20 protein-coding genes are annotated in these 22,520 nt (G+C 62.7%); 9 read left to right on the top strand and 11 right to left on the bottom strand.

The genetic code is table 11. The features are described 5' to 3' along the window. Positions 1-12: 12 nt before the first annotated feature. From KHO33_RS08285 to KHO33_RS08275, 3 genes are all read right to left on the bottom strand, one after another. Complete coding sequence (locus KHO33_RS08285) at positions 13-1,863, bottom strand: FAD-dependent oxidoreductase (protein ID WP_200564427.1); 1,851 nt, start codon at positions 1,861-1,863, stop codon at positions 13-15. A gap of 172 nt (positions 1,864-2,035) precedes the next feature. Further along, the gene (locus KHO33_RS08280; protein WP_054034999.1) at positions 2,036-2,536 is read right to left on the bottom strand and encodes a GAF domain-containing protein; all 501 of its coding nucleotides are present in this window, start codon (positions 2,534-2,536) and stop codon (positions 2,036-2,038) included. 177 nt (positions 2,537-2,713) lie between these two features. Beyond that, entirely contained in the window at positions 2,714-3,136 is a 423-nt protein-coding gene (locus tag KHO33_RS08275) for a TOBE domain-containing protein (protein ID WP_154562205.1), read from the bottom strand. A gap of 249 nt (positions 3,137-3,385) precedes the next feature. Between KHO33_RS08275 and KHO33_RS08270 the strand changes: the two genes are divergently transcribed. The 7 genes from KHO33_RS08270 to KHO33_RS08240 all read left to right on the top strand — a co-directional run bounded on the left by KHO33_RS08270 (position 3,386) and on the right by KHO33_RS08240 (position 12,205). Continuing rightward, positions 3,386-5,047, top strand: a complete 1,662-nt coding sequence (locus tag KHO33_RS08270) for an SH3 domain-containing C40 family peptidase (protein ID WP_200564426.1) — start codon at positions 3,386-3,388, stop codon at positions 5,045-5,047. Between the two features lie 144 nt (positions 5,048-5,191). Continuing rightward, complete coding sequence (locus KHO33_RS08265) at positions 5,192-5,677, top strand: VOC family protein (RefSeq protein ID WP_200564425.1); 486 nt, start codon at positions 5,192-5,194, stop codon at positions 5,675-5,677. Positions 5,678-5,738: 61 nt separating this feature from the next. Beyond that, the gene (locus KHO33_RS08260; RefSeq protein ID WP_200564424.1) at positions 5,739-6,947 is read left to right on the top strand and encodes an MFS transporter; all 1,209 of its coding nucleotides are present in this window, start codon (positions 5,739-5,741) and stop codon (positions 6,945-6,947) included. Positions 6,948-7,460: 513 nt separating this feature from the next. Beyond that, positions 7,461-7,943: a Csu type fimbrial protein gene (locus KHO33_RS08255; RefSeq protein WP_093639731.1), complete on the top strand. Its 483-nt coding sequence runs from the start codon at positions 7,461-7,463 to the stop codon at positions 7,941-7,943. Positions 7,944-8,005: 62 nt separating this feature from the next. Then, positions 8,006-8,731, top strand: a complete 726-nt coding sequence (locus tag KHO33_RS08250; RefSeq protein WP_200564479.1) for a fimbrial biogenesis chaperone — start codon at positions 8,006-8,008, stop codon at positions 8,729-8,731. A gap of 115 nt (positions 8,732-8,846) precedes the next feature. Further along, positions 8,847-11,252, top strand: coding sequence for a fimbria/pilus outer membrane usher protein (locus tag KHO33_RS08245; protein ID WP_234480501.1), 2,406 nt, complete (start codon positions 8,847-8,849; stop codon positions 11,250-11,252). Continuing rightward, positions 11,249-12,205 (top strand): Csu type fimbrial protein, encoded by a 957-nt coding sequence (locus KHO33_RS08240; protein ID WP_200564422.1) that lies wholly within the window; start codon positions 11,249-11,251, stop codon positions 12,203-12,205. The genes KHO33_RS08245 and KHO33_RS08240 overlap by 4 nt, the downstream gene beginning before the upstream one ends. A 73-nt stretch (positions 12,206-12,278) precedes the next feature. On the opposite strand, the gene KHO33_RS08235 is transcribed toward KHO33_RS08240, so the two are convergent. From KHO33_RS08235 to KHO33_RS08210, 6 genes are all read right to left on the bottom strand, one after another. Further along, positions 12,279-12,596: a hypothetical protein gene (locus tag KHO33_RS08235; protein WP_054035003.1), complete on the bottom strand. Its 318-nt coding sequence runs from the start codon at positions 12,594-12,596 to the stop codon at positions 12,279-12,281. Positions 12,597-12,699: 103 nt separating this feature from the next. Further along, positions 12,700-13,503: a transglutaminase-like domain-containing protein gene (locus KHO33_RS08230; RefSeq protein ID WP_054035144.1), complete on the bottom strand. Its 804-nt coding sequence runs from the start codon at positions 13,501-13,503 to the stop codon at positions 12,700-12,702. Positions 13,504-13,617: 114 nt separating this feature from the next. Next, a complete protein-coding gene (locus tag KHO33_RS08225; protein ID WP_054035004.1) occupies positions 13,618-14,535 on the bottom strand; it encodes a transglutaminase family protein in 918 nt (305 codons plus the stop codon). A 393-nt stretch (positions 14,536-14,928) separates the two neighbouring features. After that, positions 14,929-16,350 (bottom strand): HdeD family acid-resistance protein, encoded by a 1,422-nt coding sequence (locus KHO33_RS08220; protein WP_200564421.1) that lies wholly within the window; start codon positions 16,348-16,350, stop codon positions 14,929-14,931. Between the two features lie 167 nt (positions 16,351-16,517). Continuing rightward, positions 16,518-16,877 carry a hypothetical protein gene (locus KHO33_RS08215; RefSeq protein ID WP_200564420.1) on the bottom strand — a complete coding sequence of 120 codons (360 nt, stop codon included), beginning with the start codon at positions 16,875-16,877 and terminating at the stop codon, positions 16,518-16,520. 253 nt (positions 16,878-17,130) lie between these two features. Then, a complete protein-coding gene (locus KHO33_RS08210; protein ID WP_054035007.1) occupies positions 17,131-18,054 on the bottom strand; it encodes a recombination-associated protein RdgC in 924 nt (307 codons plus the stop codon). Between the two features lie 292 nt (positions 18,055-18,346). On the opposite strand from KHO33_RS08210, the gene KHO33_RS08205 reads away from it, so the two are divergent. Then, the gene (locus tag KHO33_RS08205) at positions 18,347-18,667 is read left to right on the top strand and encodes a hypothetical protein (RefSeq protein ID WP_200564419.1); all 321 of its coding nucleotides are present in this window, start codon (positions 18,347-18,349) and stop codon (positions 18,665-18,667) included. 52 nt (positions 18,668-18,719) lie between these two features. Here the strand turns inward: KHO33_RS08205 and KHO33_RS08200 are convergent, their stop codons facing one another. Beyond that, a complete protein-coding gene (locus tag KHO33_RS08200) occupies positions 18,720-19,649 on the bottom strand; it encodes a glycosyltransferase family 2 protein (RefSeq protein ID WP_054035008.1) in 930 nt (309 codons plus the stop codon). A 16-nt stretch (positions 19,650-19,665) separates the two neighbouring features. Then, positions 19,666-20,955, bottom strand: coding sequence for an O-antigen ligase family protein (locus KHO33_RS08195; protein ID WP_234475417.1), 1,290 nt, complete (start codon positions 20,953-20,955; stop codon positions 19,666-19,668). Between the two features lie 350 nt (positions 20,956-21,305). Here KHO33_RS08195 and KHO33_RS08190 point away from each other — a divergent pair, with 350 nt between their 5' ends. Next, complete coding sequence (locus KHO33_RS08190) at positions 21,306-22,469, top strand: glycosyltransferase family 9 protein (protein ID WP_200564417.1); 1,164 nt, start codon at positions 21,306-21,308, stop codon at positions 22,467-22,469. Positions 22,470-22,520: the final 51 nt, after the last annotated feature.

Below are 22,520 nucleotides of genomic sequence, written 5' to 3'. Positions count from 1 at the left end.
CATTGTTATGGATCAGCTAGTCGCCAATGGCCCCTCTGTCATGGTCTTGATCAGAGCGGCCTTGCCTTCGATAGCCGCGCCGAGCAGGGCGAAACCCAACGGACGCTCGCTGGTGGCATGCCGGCACACGGCACGCGCTGCGTGTTTGGCGGCATCGCCGGCGGTTTCGATCGACCACGCGCCCTCGCCCTCGGGCGTCACGACGACGGCGGGACTCGCGGGCGTCTTCACGGTAATCGGCATCACCGGGAAGGCGACACGCGTCGGCTTCCCAACCAGGGTGCGCGCAAGCGCTCGCGCGGCGTGCATGATCGGCAGGACATACGGCTGCACCTTGCCGTCGATCGCGGCACAGTCGCCGAGCGCGTAGATATCCGGCGCACTGGTGCGGCACCACGCATCGGTTCGAATGCCCTGATCGATCTCGAGACCCGCAGCAGCCGCCAACGCCGTACGCGGCACAAGGCCGACCGCCGACACGACCAGATCCGCGACGATCGGCTCACCGTCGGCGAACGTCAGCCGATAACCGTCCGACAAGCGATCGATACGATCCACACTGCGGCCAGGATGAAAGCGGATGCCGCCATCGTCAAGCGCACGGGCGAAAATCTCGCCCACATCTTGCGGAAGCAAGCGAGCCAGCGGCGTCGAAGCCGGATCGATCAGGTTGACCGCATAACCGGCGGCGGCCAGATCGTTGGCGAACTCGCAGCCGATCAGACCCGCGCCCAGAATCGCCACCGAGCGGCAACGCGTGAGCGCCAACCTGAAGCGCGCGTAATCGCCGAGGTCGTTGATCGACATCACGTCGGCCGCGCCATCACCCGCCACCTTCAGGCGTCGTGGGTCCGCGCCCGTGGCCAGCACCAGCTTGCTGTAGCCGAGCAACGCATTGTCGACCACCAGCGTGTGCTCGGCCGGCAAAATGCGCTCCACACGCTGATTGACACGAATCCACGCGCCCAGCTGCGCCGCCATCGCCATGGCGTCGAAACTCGCCAACGCCTGCGGCTCTTTTTTCATCGCCAGCGCATTCGACAACATCGGCTTCGAATAAAAGCTGCCGTTGTCGGGAAAGTGCACCGTCAGACGCGCGAAGAACGGCACATCCACGTCGAAGAAGCGGTGCCACAGATAGCCCTCAGGCGCGCGATGCTGCATCGACTTCGAGAAGTTGCTGACCGTGCTCACGTACTCCGCATGCATGCCGCGTTCGCGCCGTTCGACCGAATACTGCGGCACCACCGGGTTTTGCCGGTCGGCAAAACTGTCGTGGTGAATCCACGCAAAATGCGCGACGTCGATGAAGCCTTCGGTTTGACGCCCCGCCGAAGCGTTGATATCGATCGAGGGCGGCAGGATCTGCTGGAAGTCGGGATCGTCCCAGTTGGGAAACGCGGGCAACGCTTCGGTGCCGCCACCCAGCGAGACCCACACGAGGCCGTAGGCGTCCTGCGTCGCGTAAGTGACGAGATGCAGGCGCTCGGGAATCGGGCCGTCCGTTTGCGACGGGATGTGTTTGCACTTGCCGTCGTTGCCGTACGCGAGGCCGTGATACGGGCACACGATATTGCCGTTATCGACCCACCCCTGGCTGAGCGGCGCGCCGCGATGCGGACAGATATCGCGTGCGCTCACCAGTTGACCGTTCGAGCGGAACACAACCAGAGGCTCGTCGAGCAGCGTCACGCTGATGGGTTTATCGGCCACCTCGGCGGCGAACGTCACCGGATGCCAGTAGCGGCTGAGAATCTCCCAGTCGTGGCTATCGAATGTGCAATTGCGGGGTAAAGCGGGGGAACGTTGAAATGTCAGCGGCCTGGTGGTGGCGGCGGTGGCAGTAGCGGTGGCGGAACTCATGCATGTCTCCAAAACCTGGTGGGGGTTCGTCGCGCTCATGTGTTTTCCTGAGCGCGTGGAGAGAACGATAGCGGGATGAGGTCCGCCGACCCATCCCCTGAAATGCATCTAGTCTATGTACGAAAAAGCATAGGGTGCCACCGCACCGCTGGATCAATGCTGCCTGAAACGCCTAGGCTGCGCGCGGCAGCGCAGCTTCGATAAACACCGCGCACAGCGCCTCCATGCCCTTCGCGTCCTCTTCATCGAAGCGCGCGACGACCGGGCTGTCGACATCCCACACGCCGATCAGCGTGCCGTCCGGTGCCACCAGCGGCACGACGATTTCCGATTGCGATGCCGAATCACAGGCGATATGGCCGGGGAATTCATGCACGTCGCGCACCACTTGCGTCTGGCGGGTTTGCGCTGCCGTGCCGCACACGCCCTTGCCGAGCGCAATGCGCACGCAGGCGGGCTTGCCCTGGAAGGGCCCGACCACCAATTCACGGCCGTCGTGGAAGTAGAAACCGGCCCAGTTCAGATCGCTCAGGGAATGGAACACGAACGCGGAGAAATTCGCAGCGTTGGCAATCCAGTCGGTTTCGCCCGCGAGCAGCGAGCGCGCCTGGGCGACCAGTTCTTCGTATTGCGCGGCTTTGGGGAGATGCGAGGCGGAGGAGACTTCGAACATGACGGCGTCCGTAATGAAAGCGGAAAGAGGAACAGCGAGGCGTGCAGTTTAAATCAAGCCGCCGTTTCCTTCACGGCACGCCGCTCGGAGCATACCGCCCTCTTTCCGTTCGATCTACGTGCGCCCTGATGGCGTTGTCCAGACGTCAAGCCCGCGAACAACGCCATGCGTCGATCGTTATTCGACGCCGATGATCACGCTCGATGCCTTGAAGATCGCCGTCGCCGCTTTGCCGCTCGCGAGGCCGAGGCGGTCGACGCTTTCATTGGTGATGATCGCGGCGATCTGCGCGCCGCCCGCGCTGATGGTCACTTCCGAATTCACCGCGCCCTTGGTGACCGCCGACACGGTGCCGGCGATGCAATTGCGTGCCGACACCTGGCTCTTCGCCACGTCGACCATCACGATCACCGACGACGCCTTGACCAGCGCAAAAGCCTTCTTGCCGGCAGCGAGGCCGAGCGACGTCGCGCTGCCGTGCGTGATGATCGCGACGATCTCGAGACCGTCCTGGGTGCGCAACGTGACTTCGTCGTTCACGGCGCCGTGTTTGACTTCGGCGACTTCGCCGGCGAATTGATTGCGTGCGCTGGTTTGCATGTTGTTCTCCTGGTGGTGGAGCCTCGTGAAAGACGCTTCGAGGCGATGTGTCGAGTGTAAAGAAACGCCCGGCCTGTGCGGGCGTTTGTGCGTGAAGTTCGGTATCGCACAGCCGCCATTGACGATTCGAACCCCAATGAAACCACATAAGCGCTGTGTAAATACACTCTTAACGCCGCAACCGCATAACGCCCCGCCCGCCGCGCGACACCGTATCATCGTGCCCTTGGACCATCACCGTCGAACTCCATGCCTGTCGCCGTCCTGCCCCGCTTTGCCGCACGCTCTGTCTCATGCGTGGCCGCCCGCTTGCCGCACGCCCGCCGTGCCGCCACGTTATGCGCCGCGCTCGCCGCCGCCGTCACCTTCGCCGCCTGCAGCAATCCAGCGCCGACCCGCGAGGTCCGTGCGAGCGTCGACACCGTCGCGCTGTTCCCGATCGCCAACTACGACCAGAACGTCGACCACTGGCTCGAACCGGACAGCCCCGGCTATGACCAGCCGTTCCTGAACCCCGCGGATCAGCAGGCGCACTTCAGCGCCCTCTACGCGCGCTATTTCGGCACCGGCACGACCGCGCAGTCGCCGTGGAATTCCGCTTACGTGGCGATGCGCGTCTATCGCCAGCAAGGCGCGGACATTGTCGCGCTGCAGCAGCGCCGCATCGACAAGTTCGACAACAGCGGCAAGAGCGGCGCGGCGCTCGGCTACGGCGAGAATTTCCGGCCGCACGACAAGGCGTGGATCGATGCCATCGCGCAAAACATGGACGTCGGCCAGTTCACGCAGCGGGCCGTCTACCAGCCCGAACGTCGCGCGATCGCCACCGGCAACCTGATGGTGCGCGAACTGCCGACTACGGACCCGTCGTTCTACGATCACCACCTCGCCGGCGAAGGCTATCCGTTCGACAACCTGCAGATCTCCGCCGTACGTCCAGGCACGCCGCTGTATGTGCTGGGCAGCAGCGTCGACGGCGGGTGGCGCTACGTGCAGACGCCCGACGTGCAAGGCTGGGTGCGCACAGAAGGCGTCGGCCTGACCGACGACACCTTCGTCGACACGTGGCGCGCCGCCACCGCGAAGTCGCTGGGCGCCGTGATAGTCGCTTCGGCGCCGGTGCGCGACAGCCGTGGCGTGTTCCGTTTCGACGCGCCCGCCGGCACGCTGCTGCCGCTCGCCCCGGACAACGCTACGCGGCCCGCACCACGCGCAAATCAACCCGCAAGCGAAACTGCGGACGCCCCCGCCTCCCGCAAACTCTTCATCCCGGCCCGCGATGTGGACGGCCACGCAATCATCCGCACCGCCCAACTGAGCGATGCCCAGATCGCTCCGATGCCACTCGCCGCCACCCCGCGGCATCTGGCGATGCTGATGAAAACGCTGATCGGCCGGCCGTACGGCTGGGGCAATAGCGGCCTCTACAACGACTGTTCTTCGGAACTGCAAAGCATCTTCGCGGCCTTCGGCGTGTGGCTGCCGCGCCATTCGTCGACGCAGATGAGCGCGGGACGCATGATCGATCTGTCCGCGTCGACGCCGGCGCAACGGCTCGACTACCTCGCCCAGCACGGTGAACCGTTGCGCACGCTGATCTACATTGGCGGCCATGTGATGCTGTACATCGGCAACACGACCCGCAACGGCAGCGCGGTGCCGGTCGTCTACCAGGACGTGTGGGGTTTGCGTCCGGCCGACAATAGCCGGCGCGCGGTGATCGGCGGCTCGGTGATCCTGCCGCTGTTCGAACACATCCCGGAAGACGCGACCTTGCAATCGCTCGCGGCCACGCCGACGTTCCAGATCAGCATCCTCGGCGCGCCGGGCGGCGGCGCGGCGACGCCTTCGACCCCGTCCACACCTTCCACACCCGCCGCGCCGCCGGACGACGACAATCCGGCCGGCTGACGCACCACACCGCACGGGCGTGCTTAAAAAATATTTTTCCCGGAGTGTCGATTCAACCGTGACCCACTCGTCGTAACGTTGAAGGCCTGGCTTACGCAGCCGGTCTTTCAACTCACGAACCTGTTAATTCAAGGAGTCGCCGTCATGTCCAGCCCTGCTGTCAAACCGATCCCGGACGGGATGCACTCGCTTACCCCGTATCTGATTTGCGCCAACGCCGCGGAAGCCATCGCGTTCTACATCAAGGCTTTCAATGCCGTGGAGCATCACCGTCTGCCCGGTCCCGGCGGCAAAGTGATGCACGCCAGCCTGAAGATCGGTGACTCCATGCTGATGCTGACCGACGAATGGCCTGACCACAACGCGCTGGGCCCGAATGCGCTGAAAGGCACGCCTGTCACGATTCACTATTACGTCGAGGACGTCGACGCCAGTTTCAAGCAGGCCGTCGAGGCCGGCGCGACCGTCGTCATGCCGCCCGCCGACATGTTCTGGGGCGACCGCTACGGCCAGTTGAAGGACCCGTTCGGCCACAGTTGGTCGCTCGCCACGCACAAGCGCGACCTGACGCCGGAACAGATTCAGGAAGGCATGCAGGGGATGCAAGGCGCGGAGTGCGGCAAGCAATAAGTTGGGGCCCTTCGATCTTTGATAGGATCGGTCTCGACCCATAAACGGCGGGACATGAACGGTGCGCGTCAACCATCAGGCTTTCTTCTGCTCGCTGTTTGTCGCGCGTCTCGCCGATCAGGTCCTGCTGTTCCTCGTTCCACTCGTCGTGTTTCAGATGACGCACCAGGTCTCGTGGTCGGGGCTCGCGTTTTTTATCGAAACCCTGCCGCGCTACCTGGTCTTTCCTTTGTTCGGCGCCTTGTGCGACCGCATCTCGCCGCTCAAGCTGATGCGCGTGAGCCAGACCGTGCGGGCACTGATGTGTTTCGGCGGCGTGCTGGCATATGTGCTGTTTGGCGGCATCGGCTGGTTGATCGCGTTGTCAGCGTTGTGCGGTGTACTCACGAGCCAGGGCTTGGTCGCACGCGAAGTGATGCTGCCGCAAATCTTCAGCACGCAGCAATTCCAGCGTGTCCTCGCCTACTCGCAGTTGGCAGACCAGTTGGGTTTCGTACTCGGCCCGATGCTGGCCGCACTGCTGCTCGGCTTATGGCGCTGGGAATGGGTGGTCGGTGCAACGGGCGTGCTGTTTCTGCTTGCGGATGGGGCACTGCTACTGTGGCAACGCACCAGCGGTTTCCGCGCCGGCGATCCACCTCCCGCTGCACCCGGTCACTGGACGATGCCCCTGCGCATCGCGTTGCGCCATGTGCTGATGCTGCCCGGTCTGAAAAAAGTCGTGCTGCTCGCCGCCGCCGAAAACCTGGTGATCGGCGTGACGCTCGCGACATCCGCTGCGATGGTGACCGGCTTTCACGCGCAATCGAACCGCTACTATGCCGGCCTGCAAACCGCCGGTGCCGTGGCGACGGTGCTGATTCTCCTGACGATCGCGCGTAACGCCTGGCCTGCGCAGACACTCGGCCGGGTCGCGTTCATTTCAATCTGTGCCGGCGGCGTGATCGCCGGCGCGAGTGCGGCGCCCTGGGGTTATGCGCTCGGCTTCCTGCTGATTGTCGGCTTCGACAAGATGTTCAACGTCTACATCCGCAGCGCACGGCAGAAAATCATTCCGCCTGAGGACTACGGCAAGACAACCGGCGTGGTGATCCTGTTGAACAACATGACGCAACCACTCGCGGGCTTGCTGGTCGGCGTGTTTTCCGCACGGGCACAAACCGGCCTGCTGATCGTGGCGCTTTCGGTCGCGATGGGCTGCATCGGCGTGGCGGTGTCGCTCGGCTCGGCGCTGTTGCGGCGCAAGCGCACGCTCGCGCTTGGTGAATGACGACGCGTACGTCCTGACTGAAAGCAATAATTAACATTGCGTGACATTTACACCAGCCGGAGATTTAATCGCGCGAATTTCAAATAAGTCAATTGGCATTAAATAGACCACTCAACGCGTACAATCATGCAAATTCCGCACATCAAAAAATATTCGCATTTATTAGAAAAAACTACCTGAATTAGATATTTTCCCGAACCCGCACATAGAAATAATTTCCTAATTCCTCAATTTCCCTGCTTCGCCCACACTGCCCACGCCAGATATTTCGAATAAATTTCTCAACACAACAATTTGTATTATGAAGAAAGTCTGGTGTAGACTTAATTTCATCAATTGCGATGGCCATTGCATAACACAATTACGCTCCACTGAAATATCCGGCAAATAGACCGACTATCTAGCCAGTGAAATTTCAAACTGCCCGCGCAATTGGAAAATCCGCGTCCTGTCGGTTTGCGAGGTCTCGTAATGAAACAAAAACTGCTGTCGTCCAGCCTCATCGTCGCTTTGATGTTCGGTTTGCCTCTACAGCTCGCGCGCGCCGCCACCTATTCGAACGGCACCGCCGTCACCACCTTCACCGTCACGCTCACGTTGAACGCCAACTGTTCGATCAGCGCCAACCCGCTGAACTTCGGCAGCAACGGTGTGCTCGGCACCGCGATCAACCAGCAGACCACGGTCGCCGTGACCTGCACCAACACCACGCCGTACAACGTCGGGCTCGACGCCGGCACGGTCACCGGCTCCACCGTAACGAGCCGTTTGATGGCCGGCACGGCCACCGGCAATACCGCCACCACCGTCGGGTTCCAGCTGTATCAGGATGCGGGCCACACGACCCTGTGGGGCAACACGCAAGGCACCAACACAGCCAGCGGCACCGGCACTGGCTCCGCGCAATCGATTGTCGTGTACGGCCAGGTGCCGGCGCAGACTACCCCGAAACCTGACACCTATCAGACCACCATCACTGCCACGGTCTACTTTTGATACGGTCTGTAAGGACGCGATCCGCAAGGGCGTGGTCTGCGAGCACACGCGTTGCGAGCGCCATAGATGTGCCGCTTCGCCTGCTAACGGCAAGCGCATTCGCATGGTGCCTGGCGGCGCCGCTCGCGCAAGCCGCGACGCTGCAAATTTCGCCGGTGATGGTCGACATGTCGGCGGATGCCAACGCGACCGGCATCACGCTGAAGAACCCTGGCGAGAAGCCGCTGTTCGGCCAGGTTCGCGTGTTCCGCTGGGATCAGGCAAGCGGCGAAGACACGCTCACGCCCACTCAGGATCTGGTCGCAAGCCCACCGCTGATCCAGATCGGCGCGCATGCCGATCAACTGGTGCGGCTGGTGCGCACGACTGCGCAGCCGTCGAATGCGGAACAGGGCTACCGCGTGTTGATCGACGAGTTGCCCGAGCCTGATGCCGCGCCCACCAGCGGCGTGACGATCCGTCTGCGCTACTCGGTGCCGGTGTTCGTCGAGCCATCCGTCGACATCGGTCAGCCGAAGCTGTCCTGGCATCTGTCACGCGGCGCGCAAGGCTGGCTGCTGCGCGTCGACAACTCGGGCAAAAAGCGCGCGCAGATCGCCGCCGTGCAATTGATCGACAACGCAGGAAACGCCTACGTGATCAACAAAGGACTGCTTGGCTACGCGCTGGCCGGCCGCGAACGCCACTGGCCGGTCACGCTGCCGGACAACGCCGGCCAGAACGGTCCGCTGAAGGTACGTGCCGCGGTCAATTCGCTGCCGGCTGAAGCGACGGTGAATGTCGAGTGAACACACGAGGGTTCAAGGGCCGACACACGTGCTGACGAAAGGCACGCAAGGCCGATCAAGATCGCGCCGGGGTCGCCAGGAACACACATGATGCACCGCCACGCAATCAATGAGAATGACACGACGGCGAATACGCCATGGATGGAGACTGCACGCCGTCACGCTCGCGGCAACGCTGAACTTGCTGAGCGTGAATCGCGCGGGCGCGCAAGCGATGGCGCCGCCAGCCCTCGGTCAGCCCTCTGCCGAACGCATCGCGGCGAAGACCGCGCCGGACGTCGCGGCAGGCCGTGATCTGTATCTTGAAGTCATGCTCAACGGCCAGCGCACCTCGTTGATTGCGCACTTTCGCGACGTCGGCGGCCGGCTAAGCGCCACGGGGAAAGACCTGAGCGAAATCGGCATGGCCACCGACAAGCTCGGCGCCGCCGACACCGCATCGATCGAACTCGACCAGATCCCGGGCCTGCGCTACGAATACGACGCGTCGCGCCAGACCATCGATCTGCAGGTGCCCGACGCGATCCGCAAGCCGTACACCTTCGATCCGCGCGAGTTAGCGCAAACGCCGAACGCCGCCGCATCGCGCGGCTTTCTGATCAACTACGACGCGTTCGCGCAAACGGACACCAATGCGCAGTTCGCCCTGTGGAGCGAGGAGCGCTACTTCGACCCGTCCGGTGTACTGAGCAATACCGGTATCGCGTATCTATACCGCGATCTGCATCGCTACGTGCGCTACGACACCGCGTGGAGCACCTCGAATCCGGCCACGCTCAGCACCACGCAGTTCGGCGACACCATTTCGTCCTCGCTCGACTGGAGCCGTTCGATCCGCATCGGCGGCTTCCAGTGGCGCAGCAACTTTGCGCTGCGCCCCGACCTCGTGACGTTTCCGGTGCCGGCGCTCTCGGGCACGGCCGTCGTGCCGTCTGCGGTGGATCTGTACATCAACAACGTGCGGCAATTCAGCGGCAATGTGCCAAGCGGGCCGTTCATCGTCAACAACGTGCCGGGCATCACCGGCGCGGGCGTGGCGACGGTCATTACGCACGACGCGCTCGGCCGCACTATCTCGACTTCGCTTCCGCTCTACGTCGATACGCGCATGCTGGCAGCGGGCCTGTCGAGCTATTCGTTCGAAGCGGGGTTTCTGCGCCGCGCGTACGGCATCGATTCGTTTTCCTACGATCCGCGCCCGGCGGTCAGCGCCACCGCGCGGCGCGGCATGAGCGACACGCTGACACTCGAAGGACATGCCGAAGCCACCGGCGGCCTCGTCAATGCGGGGACCGGCGCGCTGGTGCGCATGGGCATGGCCGGCGTGATCAACGGCTCATTGTCCGCGAGCGCCGGCAAGCTGACCGGCACCCAGCTCGGTCTCGGCTATCAGCTGATCGAACCGCACTTCTCGATCGATGCGCAGACGCTGCGCGCCTATGGCAACTACGGCGATCTGGCCGCGCGCGACGGCACGCCGGTGCCCACCGCCACCGACCGCGTGACGCTCGCGCTACCCTTCTTCAGCCGCCAGACCGTGTCGGTCAGCTATATCGGCTACCGTTTTCCGGGCATTCCTGCCTCGCGGATCGGCTCGCTCTCGTACACTCTGAACTTCGGCAATCTGGCCTCGCTCACGCTCAGCACGTACAAGGACTTTCTGCAGCACAACGCGCAAGGCGTATTTCTGACCGCGAGCTTCGGCCTCGGTAACAACACGGCGATCAATGCCAGTGTCGGCCGTCAGAACGGCCAGTCCACCTACAACCTCAATGCGCAGCGGCCACCCGACTATGCCGGCGGTTGGGGTTGGGGCGTGCAGGCGGGCGGCTCGGGCGCGGTGCCGTACCGCCAGGCGCAGGCGCAGTATCTCGGCAACTACGGCGAGGTGACCGCGCTCGCGCAGGACGTCGACCGGCATGCGAATGCCTCGCTCGACCTAACCGGCGCGATCGTGCTGATGGACCACAGCATCCAGCCTGCGCGGCGCATCGACGACGGCTTCGCGCTGGTCTCCACCGACGGCGTCGCGGGCGTGCCGGTGCTGCACGAAAATCGCGTGATCGGCACGACCGACCGCAACGGCCATCTGCTGATACCGGACCTGAACGCGTACCAGCACAACCAGGTCGCGATCGACAGCATGAACCTGCCCGCCGACGCGCGCATCGCCACGACCTCCATGGATCTCGTGCCGAAGTCGCTGACGGGCGTGCTGGCGAATTTTCGCGTGACGCGCTACAGCGCTGCTTCGGTGATTCTGCGCGGCGCCGACGGCAAGCTGCTACCGCCGGGCACGCGCGTGCATCACGTCGAAAGCGGGGGCGACACGATCGTGGGCTACGACGGCCTGGCCTTCATTGAAAATCTGCAGCGCGACAATCATCTCGAGATCGACACCGGCGGCGCCCATTGCAGCGTCGAGTTCGACTATCAGCGTCCCGCCGACGGCTCGCTGCCGACGCTCGGACCGTTGACCTGCGGCAGCACAGCCGCTGCCGGCACGGCGGCGACGCGATGAGACGGCTCGTCCTGCTCCTCGCCCTATGCGCGCTGCTCGGCGTGCTACCGCAGCGTGCGAGTGCGCAAACCTGTACGGCGAGCCCATCGGCGTTGAGCTTCGGCAACGTCAGTCCGATCGGCTTAAGCGCCGTGGCCGCGACCGGCACCGTCAGCATTTCGTGCACGTGGCCTGCGGTTACGCTGACGCCGAGCGTGCAGGTGTGTCTGAACATGGGCGGCACGACCCCACGTGCGCTGACGATCGGCGCCAATCAGTTGCAATACAACCTGTATCAGGACGCCGCGTATTCACTCCCATGGGGCTCGACCACGCTCGGCACCACACCGATATCGGTGATTCTCAACAAACCGGCAACCGGCAATACCGCGACGACATCCGTGAATTTCTACGGCCAGATCACTGCCAATCAGCCGACCGTGCCCACGATCGGCAACGCTAGCACCACGTACTCGCAGACCTTGAGTCAGACTTCGCTCAACTATGGTTTTTTCCTGCTGCTCGCGCCAGGCTGCGCCGCGCTGACGACAAGCGCCGGCAGCTTCGGCTTCACGGCCAGCGCGACGGTGGTGAACAACTGCCTGATCAGCGCGACCAACGTTGCTTTCACATCGACGGGCGTGCTGAGTTCGGCGTTAAACGCGAGCGGCGCGATCACGGCGCGCTGTACGAACGGCGACGCGTATCAGATCGCGCTCAGCAGTGGGTCGAGCGGCAGCGTCGCGGCACGCCAGATGCAGCGCGCGGGCGGTGGCGGCGCGGTGAACTACCAGCTTTACACGGATGCTGCCCACACGAGCGCATGGGGTGACGGCACCGCGGGCACGACGATGGCCACGGGCACAGGCAGCGGCAATGCGGTGTCGATCACGGTGTACGGCCGCGTGCCGACGCAAACAACGCCGATGCCCGGCAATTACAGCGACACGATTACCGCGACAATCAGCTTTTGATTTTCGGCCTCTGGACATGGCGGCCGAGGGATCGCACGCATAACGGGCGAAGGCAAAGGACGAAGGGCGATTTCTAGAAGTTAATCGTCCAGATCGTTTGCCGGGCGCCGTGGGTGGCGACGAATTGCACCGGCCGCGCCTGATTTCGCGTTGTTTCGTCCGGCGCGGCGGGGTCGAATGCGACCTGGGAGATCTGGAACGGCGCCCCGTGCAGGCAGGAAACCGCCGGTTGATTCGCAACGGTGATCGCCGCGTCCACCGACTGGATGACGCAGGTTTCCTGCACGGTCAGACTGACCGGGATCGAAGCCAGCTCCGTTGGCCATGCTTTTGACGCTGGCGCTGCCAGCAGGATTGCCACTAACTTGGTGGCTGTGTTGCGGGGCATCATATCGGTCCGGAATCGGCTCGCGGCGCGAGTAGGGATTCCGGTTCTTTCGGCATTTCACGCGAAAAACTTTAGGCCTTTTTTGGGCCTTTAGCGGCAGCAGAATCTATAAAGGCTCACAGACAACATCGAACTTCATTAGCTGCGTCGCCCCAAACGCATTGCTGATCGCGACGTCGGCCGCATCTCTTCCCCGCGCCATCAACACCCGCCCCGTGCGCGGCACATTATTCCGCGGATCGAAGGTCTGCCAGCAGCCGCCAACATAGGCTTCGAACCACGCGGCGAAATCCATCGTTGCGTAGGGCGGCGGTGTGCCGACATCGCTGATATAGCCCGTGCAATAGCGCGCGGGGATATTCATCGCCCGGCACAGCGCCACGGCCAGATGCGCGAAATCCCGGCACACGCCCTTCCTCTCTTGCCACGCCTGCCACGCGGTCTTGGTCGGCCGCGCGAAATCGTAGCCAAACACAATATGCTCGTGCACATAGTTGCAGATCGCATCCACGCGTCCGCGCCCGAGCGGCATCTTGCCGAAGGTCTGCCACGCAAATTCGGATAGCAAATCAGTTTCGCAATATCGGCTGCCCAGCAGAAACACCAGCGTATCGTCGGGCAATGCCTCTACCGGATGCTGCTCGGTCAGCGGCGGCCGCCGCTCAGGCTCGGACGATACCTCGAGCACCGCGCTCGTCGAAAACTCTATCAACCCCTGCGGCGCCACGATCCGGCTGCACAGATTGCCGAAGCCGTCGCGATACTGGCTGATCGGCACCGGCGGATTGACCGCCAGCAAATCCGGACTCAGCACTTCCTTCGCGTGCGAATAGTGCGTGTTCAACATCAGCATCATCGGCGTCGGTTGCACACACTCATAGACCAGCTCGTAGCCAACGCGCAATTTCATCGCGACGCCCTCTTCCAGTTGAAACATTCAGTTGACGCGCCCGGTGAGCAACCTGAGTTGACACTCCCAGCTAACACGTTCGATTTGTACGAGCCCAGTCATCCGGCTCGCTCCTCACTTACCCTCGGTCACGCTCACATCGACCTGCAAACCGCGAAACGAATGCGGCGCGCCATGCCATGTGCCCCACAACGGCAACGCCTGGTAGTAGTTCCACGCCACTGCCACCCGAATCAGATGACGATTGCCGACAATGCTATTGGTCGGATCGAAATCGACCCAGCCGGCACCAGGCAAATAGATTTGCAGCCATGCATGCGTCGCACCGCCGCCTTGCACCGCGTCATGCTCGGGCACGTCGGGCACGAACAGATAACCGCTCACAAAACGCGCCGCGAGGCCAAGCGAGCGCACCGCGTCCATCATCAGCACGGCGAAATCGCGGCAACTGCCGCTGCGATTGCGCAAGGTGTCGCCTGGACGGTGCACGCCCTTTTCCGTACGGCGCACATAGAAAAACGTGCTTTTTATGTCGAGCGTCATCGCGCGCAGCAACGCCATCGTGCCGCCGGTGCCATTTTTGCCGCCCTTGCCGCTCGCACCGCCGCTGCCCGGCACGGGCACGAAGCGCCGTGCCCATTCGTCGACGTCGCGGTCAGGATATTGGCGGCTGCGCGCGTTCACGAGATCGGACGCTTCCTCGTTCGTGTACGCGAACGGCCAGTTCACCGCGTACGGTTCAAGCGCGTAGTCAGGCATGGGCGTTTCGAAGTGTTCGAGCGTCGCTTCGCTGTCGAAGCGCAATTCACTCGCCTTGCCCGTGAAACTCGCGACCGCCACGGAGTTGTCGAATACGTCGTGCAGCCAGTGCAGCCGCGACGGCGTGGGCGTAATCACCAACCGGCTCGTGACGAGTCGCAGGTCGTGGCTGGCGCGCGGGCGGAACATCATCCGGTGTTCGCCGAACCGCACGGGTTCCGAGTAACGGTAGACGCTGACATGACGCACCGTGAAACGCTGTGGCTCAGTCATCTGACAGGCCGATGGATGCAACTGGATTCGTCCTGAGCATCACGTTCACGCTGGTAAAACCTGCTGCCGCAGCAGACGCTGGGCGCCCGGCACGGTTTGATCCTGAAAGAGCCACGAACAAGGTTCGGCGTGGTGAGGTGCTGTCATCGACAAGCTTTCGCTTTGAGCATACACCCGCCATATTGGTTGAAATCACTCATTTGGGCGGAGGTTCTGTGCGCGCGGAAGTTATCAACAGAATCTGTTCGCAAATCTGTGCATAACTAGCCGGCAAAATCGGCAAGCGGTTGATACGCATGCAGTTTTTACCGCGACGTCGAAGTTGGGCAGGCCGTGCGGCGTGTCGGGATCAAGCGCTCAAGCGTCTCAATCGCCTCAATCGCCTCAATCGCCTCAATCGCGCACGGTACTGGCGGTGTGACCGGCCCCGGCCTCCTGTGCGGCCGGCGCGCTGCGCTCTTCCTCACGCCATTCCTGCCGCGAACGGACCATGCGGCGTACCGCCAGCCGCGCCATCTTCACCCAGCCCGACGGACGCGGGTCGGCGAGCATGCTGAGCGCGCGGGCATAGTCGAGCGTGAGACCCGGTGTCCACGCCATCGTTGCGGCGCGTTTGCGCAGTTGCGCGGCCACCCACAACTCCGGCGTCGTCATCACCCGCAGAAACGGCCGCCAGCCGCCGAGGTTGCCCCACACGCGCGCCGACGCGCCCTCGATCGCCGCTTCCAGTGCGTGCGATACGCTACTCGAGCAATTGCGGTGCGTCAGGTTGTAGGTCGTGTCCTGACGATAGGTGTCCCAGAAGCGGCGCAGGCGCGCGGGATCGTAATTGCGTATGCGCACCTGAACAGTCGACGGACACCACGCTTTCGATTCGGTCGGGTAATCAGGCTGAAATACACCAGGCACGTCGTTCTCGCGCGTCGCGCGCAGCAGCCGCGCAAAATCGTCGGGCGAACGATCGATTTCGACGCCCGGATACAAGCTGATGTAGATGCCTTCAGGCGACTCGAGCGCGGCATGCCCCGTCGATATCACGCCGTTGCGATCCACCGCCGCGATATAACGATCGACAATCAACTGCCGCCGCGCCTCGCCCTTGGCCGAGCCGACCGGCGTCCACACATGCACGGTCAACGCGTCTTCATCGGCGGTGGGTGGGCCGTCCCATTCCACCGCGCTCAACCGACCGGGCGCGACCTCACTCGCCGCAGAGTTGGCCGCATCCGCGCTTGCATCATCCGACGCCACCGCGGGATTCGACGCGAGACGCCGCACGCGCGTACTCAGCAAAATCATGTTCCAGCCGCCGAATATCAGACCGAGGCCAAGACAGTACGGCACGGTCCCCACATAGTGCGTCGGATAAGGTTGATAAAAGAAAACCGCCAGCGCAATTTCAACGCCCCCACCGATCATCGCGAGCCGCCATGTGCGATAACGAACGACCTTCGCGGAAACGATCTGCAGCAGACCGTCGGCGAGAAAGAGCGTGCCGAAGATCATCGACAGAATGAAGTTGCCGTGATGATGGCCGGCGAGAATCAGCGCCGCCGCAAAGCAGAACGCGATGCCCTTTACATAGCGCAGCGTGCGTTGGCCGCCCATGCCGGTCCAGGCGACGGTCAGCGTGGCAAGCCCTTCGAGCAGCAGCAGCAAAGCAAACGGCGTGATCGGGAAATAGAGCGCGCTATCGAGCGCGTCGATGAACACCACCACGCCGAGCACCAGGCTCACCCAGCCGATCAACTGCAACGAACGCCAGCGTGTACGCAGGTAATCGACACCCAGCAGGATCATAACCAGTCGAACCATCGCAAGCTCTCCGTGATCGATGCCTTTCTGAACGCAATCTTAACCACTTTCACGGCGCCGGCGCGGACGGGTCCGGTGTAGCGGTGGTCTGCGCGTGGTGCTGCGTTCACGCAGCGCCGCTTCGCGAATGCATCGCGCATCGGCACCGCATGATCGCAGCAAGATTCTCAGACGTACTTGTGACGCTCATGCCGATGCGCCTTCGACGGACGTGCGCCGCGCTTGCTCGCACTCGCGGCCGCATGCGATTCATCATCGTGCGGCGTGACGCGTGGGGTGGCATAAGAACCGTTCGGCAACACCGTGGGGCTTTGCGGGGTTGCCGCGCTTTGTGACTCAGCCGATGAAGTCTGTGCAACGGGCAACGGCCCCGTTGCGGCGTCGATCACCTTCTGCAATTCGTCCTGCGCGTACGCGGGCAGCGGCGCGGGAGGATACGTCGCGTTGGCAGCCATGGCAGTGGAGGTGGCGCCGGCGGAAGCGGCAAAGGCAAGGCCGAGGGCGAGCATCAAGCGGGCGATTTTCATGTCGAGTCCTGGTCAGGATGACGCGACCCGCATGATGGAAAGCGTGGCGCGCGTCAGTGGATCGGAAGGCTCCTGACGGCTTGCACCGTCAGCACAAGTAGTGTGACGGCCGGGACATGAAGGGTAAATTTTATTAAGCCGGATTCAGATAGCCATAATCTGGCTTAATAAGCGCCGGCGCGAAGCATTCTCGACGCGCCGGCCTGCCACGGATAAACGCAGCTCAGGCGAATGTCACTCAGGCAAACGTCATTCAGGCAGCCGCAGCTTGCGGCATTTCCAAGCCCTGCTCGCCGCCCAGCGCGTCGAGCAGATCGCACAGCATGCGGTCGAGTTCGGCGGTCATCAGCGTGACGTCGGAATCGAAGCGCTCGTCGTCGTTCTGCGCGGTGGGGTCGCTCGCTTCCTTAAGGACGTCGAGCGGCGCGATGCGCTTGATGATCAACGAAGGCGTCAGCACGAACGACACGCGGTCGTTCCACGTCATCGCGAGACGCATGCATTGCTTGCCGGCTTCGATATGCCGGCGCATATCTTCGGCATCCAAAGTATGTCCGACATAGCGTACCGTCGCGTTGCCTTCCGTCGGCGAGCGCAATTCGGTGTCCTGGTCGAGCGTGAAGCCCGCGGGACCTTCACCGGAAAGCAGCCATTCGGTCATCGCCGCCACCGGCGATTGCGTGACGCGCACGGTGCCGAGCGGCAGTTGATCGATCGACTTCACCAGCAGGCCGCGCACTTCGTCGGCGACCGCTTGCGAGCCCGCGTCGATCACGAGCCAGCCGTTCTTCGTATCGATCCACACGCGCGTATCGCGGCGGATGCTGAAGGCGCGCGGCAGCAGTTCGTCGGTCACCTGCTCCTTGAGTTCGCGCATCTGCTTGCGGCCAGGCTTGAAGCCCTGCTGCTCTTCGAGTTCGAGCGCACGCGCCTTGGTCACTTGCGTGACGACCGAAGCCGGCAGCAGTTTCTTTTCGGCGCGAAACGTCAGCAGCATCTGGCCATTGAGCGAATACACCAGCGAGTCGTTGTCGCGCGGCGACGCCCAGCCGTGGCTTTGCATCTCGACGCTGTTGCCGGGCGCGAACGCGTGCGGCGCGAGCCATTTCTCCATTTGTTCAGGGGTGACGGACCACGGAGCGGGAAGGCGGTGCAACTGAAGGTTTTTGAACCACATTGGCGGGGGTCTTGTATGGGCAAAGCGCGTCATTCTATATGACGCGGCGAAGATGGCGCGGTCGGGCGCGTGCCCGCACGCTCGGCGCCGATACAGCGCTAGTGCAACGAGGATTTTCAAGTAAAACCGGAAAATCTATTAAGCGACAGATCGACTATCGACACGGCTCTAACAGCGCGAACAACGCGACGTGTGCAAACCATAGTGGTTTAGCCTCATCAGTCTTGAGGCGCGCTTTGCGTTCAAATCACCTAGACTTTTGGGGGAGCGCACGACAAAGACGGAGGCGGCCATGGCCGATGAAACCGCACCTTGGCAGATGGTGGAGTACGAGGGTTTCGAAATTCACGTGGCGCCCTTCCCGAAAAACCCGCCCGACGAAACGAAGCCGTCGGCCGCGCCTGATAGCCGCTGCACGTATGTCGGTTACGTGTGCCATCCGGGCGCCGACCCGGCGATCCCCGGGCATGCGGTGCCGTTCCACCCAGATGGCGAAGAGAGCTTCGCCAACGTGGAAGAAGCGCTCTACGAAGGGGTGCATGTGGGCCGCAGCATCGTCGACGGCACGCACCCGGATTTGACGGTGCTGCCGCTGGTGACGGGCGGAGTCTAATACGCGCGACTCGAACAGCGCGCGCGGCCGCGATATTGCCCGTGTGAGCGGATCAAGAGCCGTCGGCCTTGTCGTCCGCCTGCTTGCCGAACGGCCCTGTGAACGTCAGCTTCGCGGGAAGATCCGGCTCCCAGCCTTCCAGGTCCTCGAGCGGATAACGGCCAAGCGCATACAGCACGCGCTTCACGCGGCTTTTGAAAGGTGCGCGCGGCACATTGGGCAGAGAGCCGGGCGCAGCGGAAGCCGTCCGCCGAATATACTCGCGATCGAAATCGCGCTGCGAAATACCCCACTTCATCAGAAACTCACGGCCACCACGGTTACGGCGGATCCGGCCGGTCGATTTGCAGCCGAAGTGATAGATGCGGCTCGCACCGACCGAGCGGAACACACGGCAGCCGACGAGCCACAGCTTCATCAGGAAGTCGTTGTCGCTGCTCATGCCCGGGCCGAACTCGATGCTGTAACCGCCCACCGCATGCCACAACTGGCGGCTGATCAGCATCGGCTGCAAAGCGACGCCGTCGAGATCGGCCGCCTTCATTCCGGCGGTGTACGCGAGCAGACCTGCTTCGTCGAAATTCTCGGGGCCGGTGCCGAAGTCGGCCGTGCTCACGTTCGCACTGCCGGTCGGCTCGATCAGTGCCGCGGACAGATACGCGCACGAATGGCCAAGCCCGCGCAAGCTCGCTTCGAAGGCGCGGTCCCAGCCCGGCGTGCAAAACATATCGTCGTTGAGGAACAGGATCCAGTCGCGCGTGGCGAGTCGCGCCACATCGTTCAATGCGAGACAGACGCCAACGTTGCCCGTGCTCCACGTGTGCAGGATGCCTTCCGAGCGGACCCAGTCGAGCGTGCCGTCGCTGCCATCGTTCACATGCACGATGATTTCGTGATCGAACGCCGAATGACGGCGGATACTGTCGATACACAGCTTCAGGTACGGCAGGTTGTTCCAGCTTGGGATCAGGATGCTGAACATGAGGTGGAGACGATTCTCATTGAATGGGAGTGCGCGGCGCGCGGGCGGCGGCACGGTCCGCCTGCCTGCCGGAGTGAGCGACGCTAACGCCATTCCTGTCCGCATACGCGGAGGCAGCCGCAAGGATTGCGATGACCATGGCGTAGAAAGAGACGGTCATCTTCAGATCGAATGTTTCGACTGTCAGACCGAAAATCCAGAAAGCCACGATAAACGTCAGCCCCATCAGCGCGGCCCGGCTCGCCGGGCCGGCCGGTGCCGCGAGCCGCCGCCAGAAAAGCGCGCCCGGCACGACGTAGACGGCCAGCACGGCAAGCCCGCCGATGATGCCGTAGTCGGTCATGTAAGCAAGCATCTGGTTATGCGCCTCGCCTCTGCCCAACTGCGCAGCGACCGGTGTGAGCAGCCCTGAATTGGCAAACGACTGCATGCTGTTGCGGAAGCCGTCGCCGCCGAGACCGAGCAGCGGATGGCTCGCTACGATGCGCGCCGCCGCCTCGTAAAGCTGCAGACGGATACCGAGCGACGTGTCCTTGTTGCCCTGCGTGTATTGCACCAGATCCGACGAAAGATCCCCGACGCGGTCGCGAGCGGTCGGCGAAAACACGTACACGCCGACCAGAATCGCGACGATCGCAAGCGGCAGCAGCACGTTCCACTTGCGTGACTTGCCGCGACTGCGCAAGTAGAGAATCATCGCGGCGACCACCGGAATCGCCACCCATCCGCCACGCGAGCCGGTGATCAACGACGCGGACAATCCTGCAAAGAGGCCTGCCACCTTGACGATGCGCACAGCCAGCCGGTCTTTGCGCCACCAGTTCAGCGACAGGATGGACAGCACGCCCATCACCAACGCGATATCACCGAAGTGGATCGGGTTCAGAAACGCGCTGCTGAGCCGCCCAAAGCCCCAGTCACGTGGCGCGATCAACAGAATGCCGAGCGACATCAGACCGGCGAGCGCAAACGACAAATCGCTCCACGCGAGCAACTGCGGCAAACAGCGGCGCAACACGAGGAACAGCGGCGCGGCGGCAAAGAAACGGGAAGGTGAATCGAGTGTGCTGGCCACCACCGTGCCGTGCCATACGCCGCCGAGCAGCACGGCAAGAAACGGACACGCCATGGCGACGCACAGCGCGATATCGGCACGGTCCCACTGGAGCGGCGGCAGGCCAGTCCAGGATTTCGGCGAAGCCAGCAAGGCAAGCGAAATGACTGCAGCCGCGATCGACAATGCACTACCGGCACCGTGTATCAGCAAGGTGGCCGACGGATATGTGAGCAGGAAGAACGCTGGCAACAGATTTCGTGAGTTGACACTCAGGGAAGATTTTTTTGCGGGCGTCGACATGTCTGATGAATTTAGCCGGCCGTTGCGACAACTGGCGCGCGCAACCGGACATTTTGGCCTCGCCATTGTACCGGGTTCCCGCTCCTATCCGATTAATAAGCACCGGCGCTCCTGCCGCGGGCAATCACTCTGGCTTTGACGCGTTGACGCCCCGAATGGGCCTCTTCCCAAAAGCATGTAGGAGTGTGCTGTTACCATACGGGCCACACGCTCCGCCGCGGCGAGCGACCGGCCTTGGTGCACCGCACCGCCGCGCCCCACCGGCCGGAAGACCCCGAATTTTCCCCAGTATTTGAGCAATGAAACGATTAATGCGCGCGCTCTATCGCAGCGCACCCGCCGCCGTGAAAACAATCGTGGACACGGCCGTCAGCCGCTCCACCCGCATTCCCTATGCGGGCGTGGCGCATGAGCCCGACGTGTTCCTGCGCAAGACTTCCCGCGCGAGTATCGTCAAAAAGTATTTACACAAGCATCTGCTGCTCAAATGGCACGGGCAGCCGCGCCTGCAACTCGGAAACGCCGCCGGGGTCAAGCGCTTGCTGTGGATTTACACCGGCAAGCGCAATTTTGGCGACGCGACGATGGACATGTCCGGGCGGGCGCTGCTGAAGGGCACCGGCTTCGAAATCGACCTTTTCACATTGCCGAACCTGCACAAGCTGTTCGAGGAAGACGACGTCTTCAAGAACGTCTTTTCCAACTTACCGGATCTTTCCGACCATCACTACGATGCGATCCTGATGTCGGAGTACAACCTGCCGTCGATCAAGCTGAAAACGAAATATTTCAACAAGCTGCCGTACGCGTGCCTGTTCCAGTACTTCTACGGTCCGGACCGCAATCAGACCACCTTCAGCTATGCCGCGATCAACCACGTCTTCTCGCTCGGCTACAGCGACGCGGAAATCGTTTCGATGAGCAAACCGTATCTGGTGGCGAACGCGCGCACTCACGATTCGGTTCTCCCGCTCCTGCCCGGCGACCGGTTTCTGGCGTTTGCCGTCGGCGGGATCGATGCGAACCGCACCTACCGGCAATGGGGGGCGTTACTCGAACTCATCGATCGCTCGGACGAGCGGAACATGCCGAAGCAGGTCATTCTGCTTGGCTCGGACAACGGGGCTGCGCTAGCGGATGAATTGTTGAACCGAACATTCAGCACGCTGAAAATCACTTCATATGTCGGCAAGCTGACGTTGCTGCAGTCGCGCGAAATGATCGCGCAGGCAAGTCTCTTTGTGGGGGCGGACGGCGGCTTGATGCACGTCGCGCACTCCACGCCAACGCCGAGCGTCTCGCTGTTTTCCGACCGCGAACCGCCCTATCTGCGCCTGACCGAAAAATGCCACTCGATTGGCATTCAGAGCAGCGGCGACGTGGACGAGATCGCGCCGGCCGACGTCATGAGCGCCATCGAAACACAGTTGGCCAAGCTAGCCAAACGGGTTTACTCCGCTTAGGCGGTGGGCGGCGCCGGAGACGCAAATCTCTACGACGCCCGCGCTCACGCC

The sequence above is a fragment of the Paraburkholderia nemoris genome (assembly GCF_905221015.1).
Classification (GTDB): domain Bacteria; phylum Pseudomonadota; class Gammaproteobacteria; order Burkholderiales; family Burkholderiaceae; genus Paraburkholderia; species Paraburkholderia nemoris.
The sequence above is the reverse complement of the archived record's forward strand: the minus strand, read 5'-3'. Positions and strand labels throughout refer to the sequence as shown.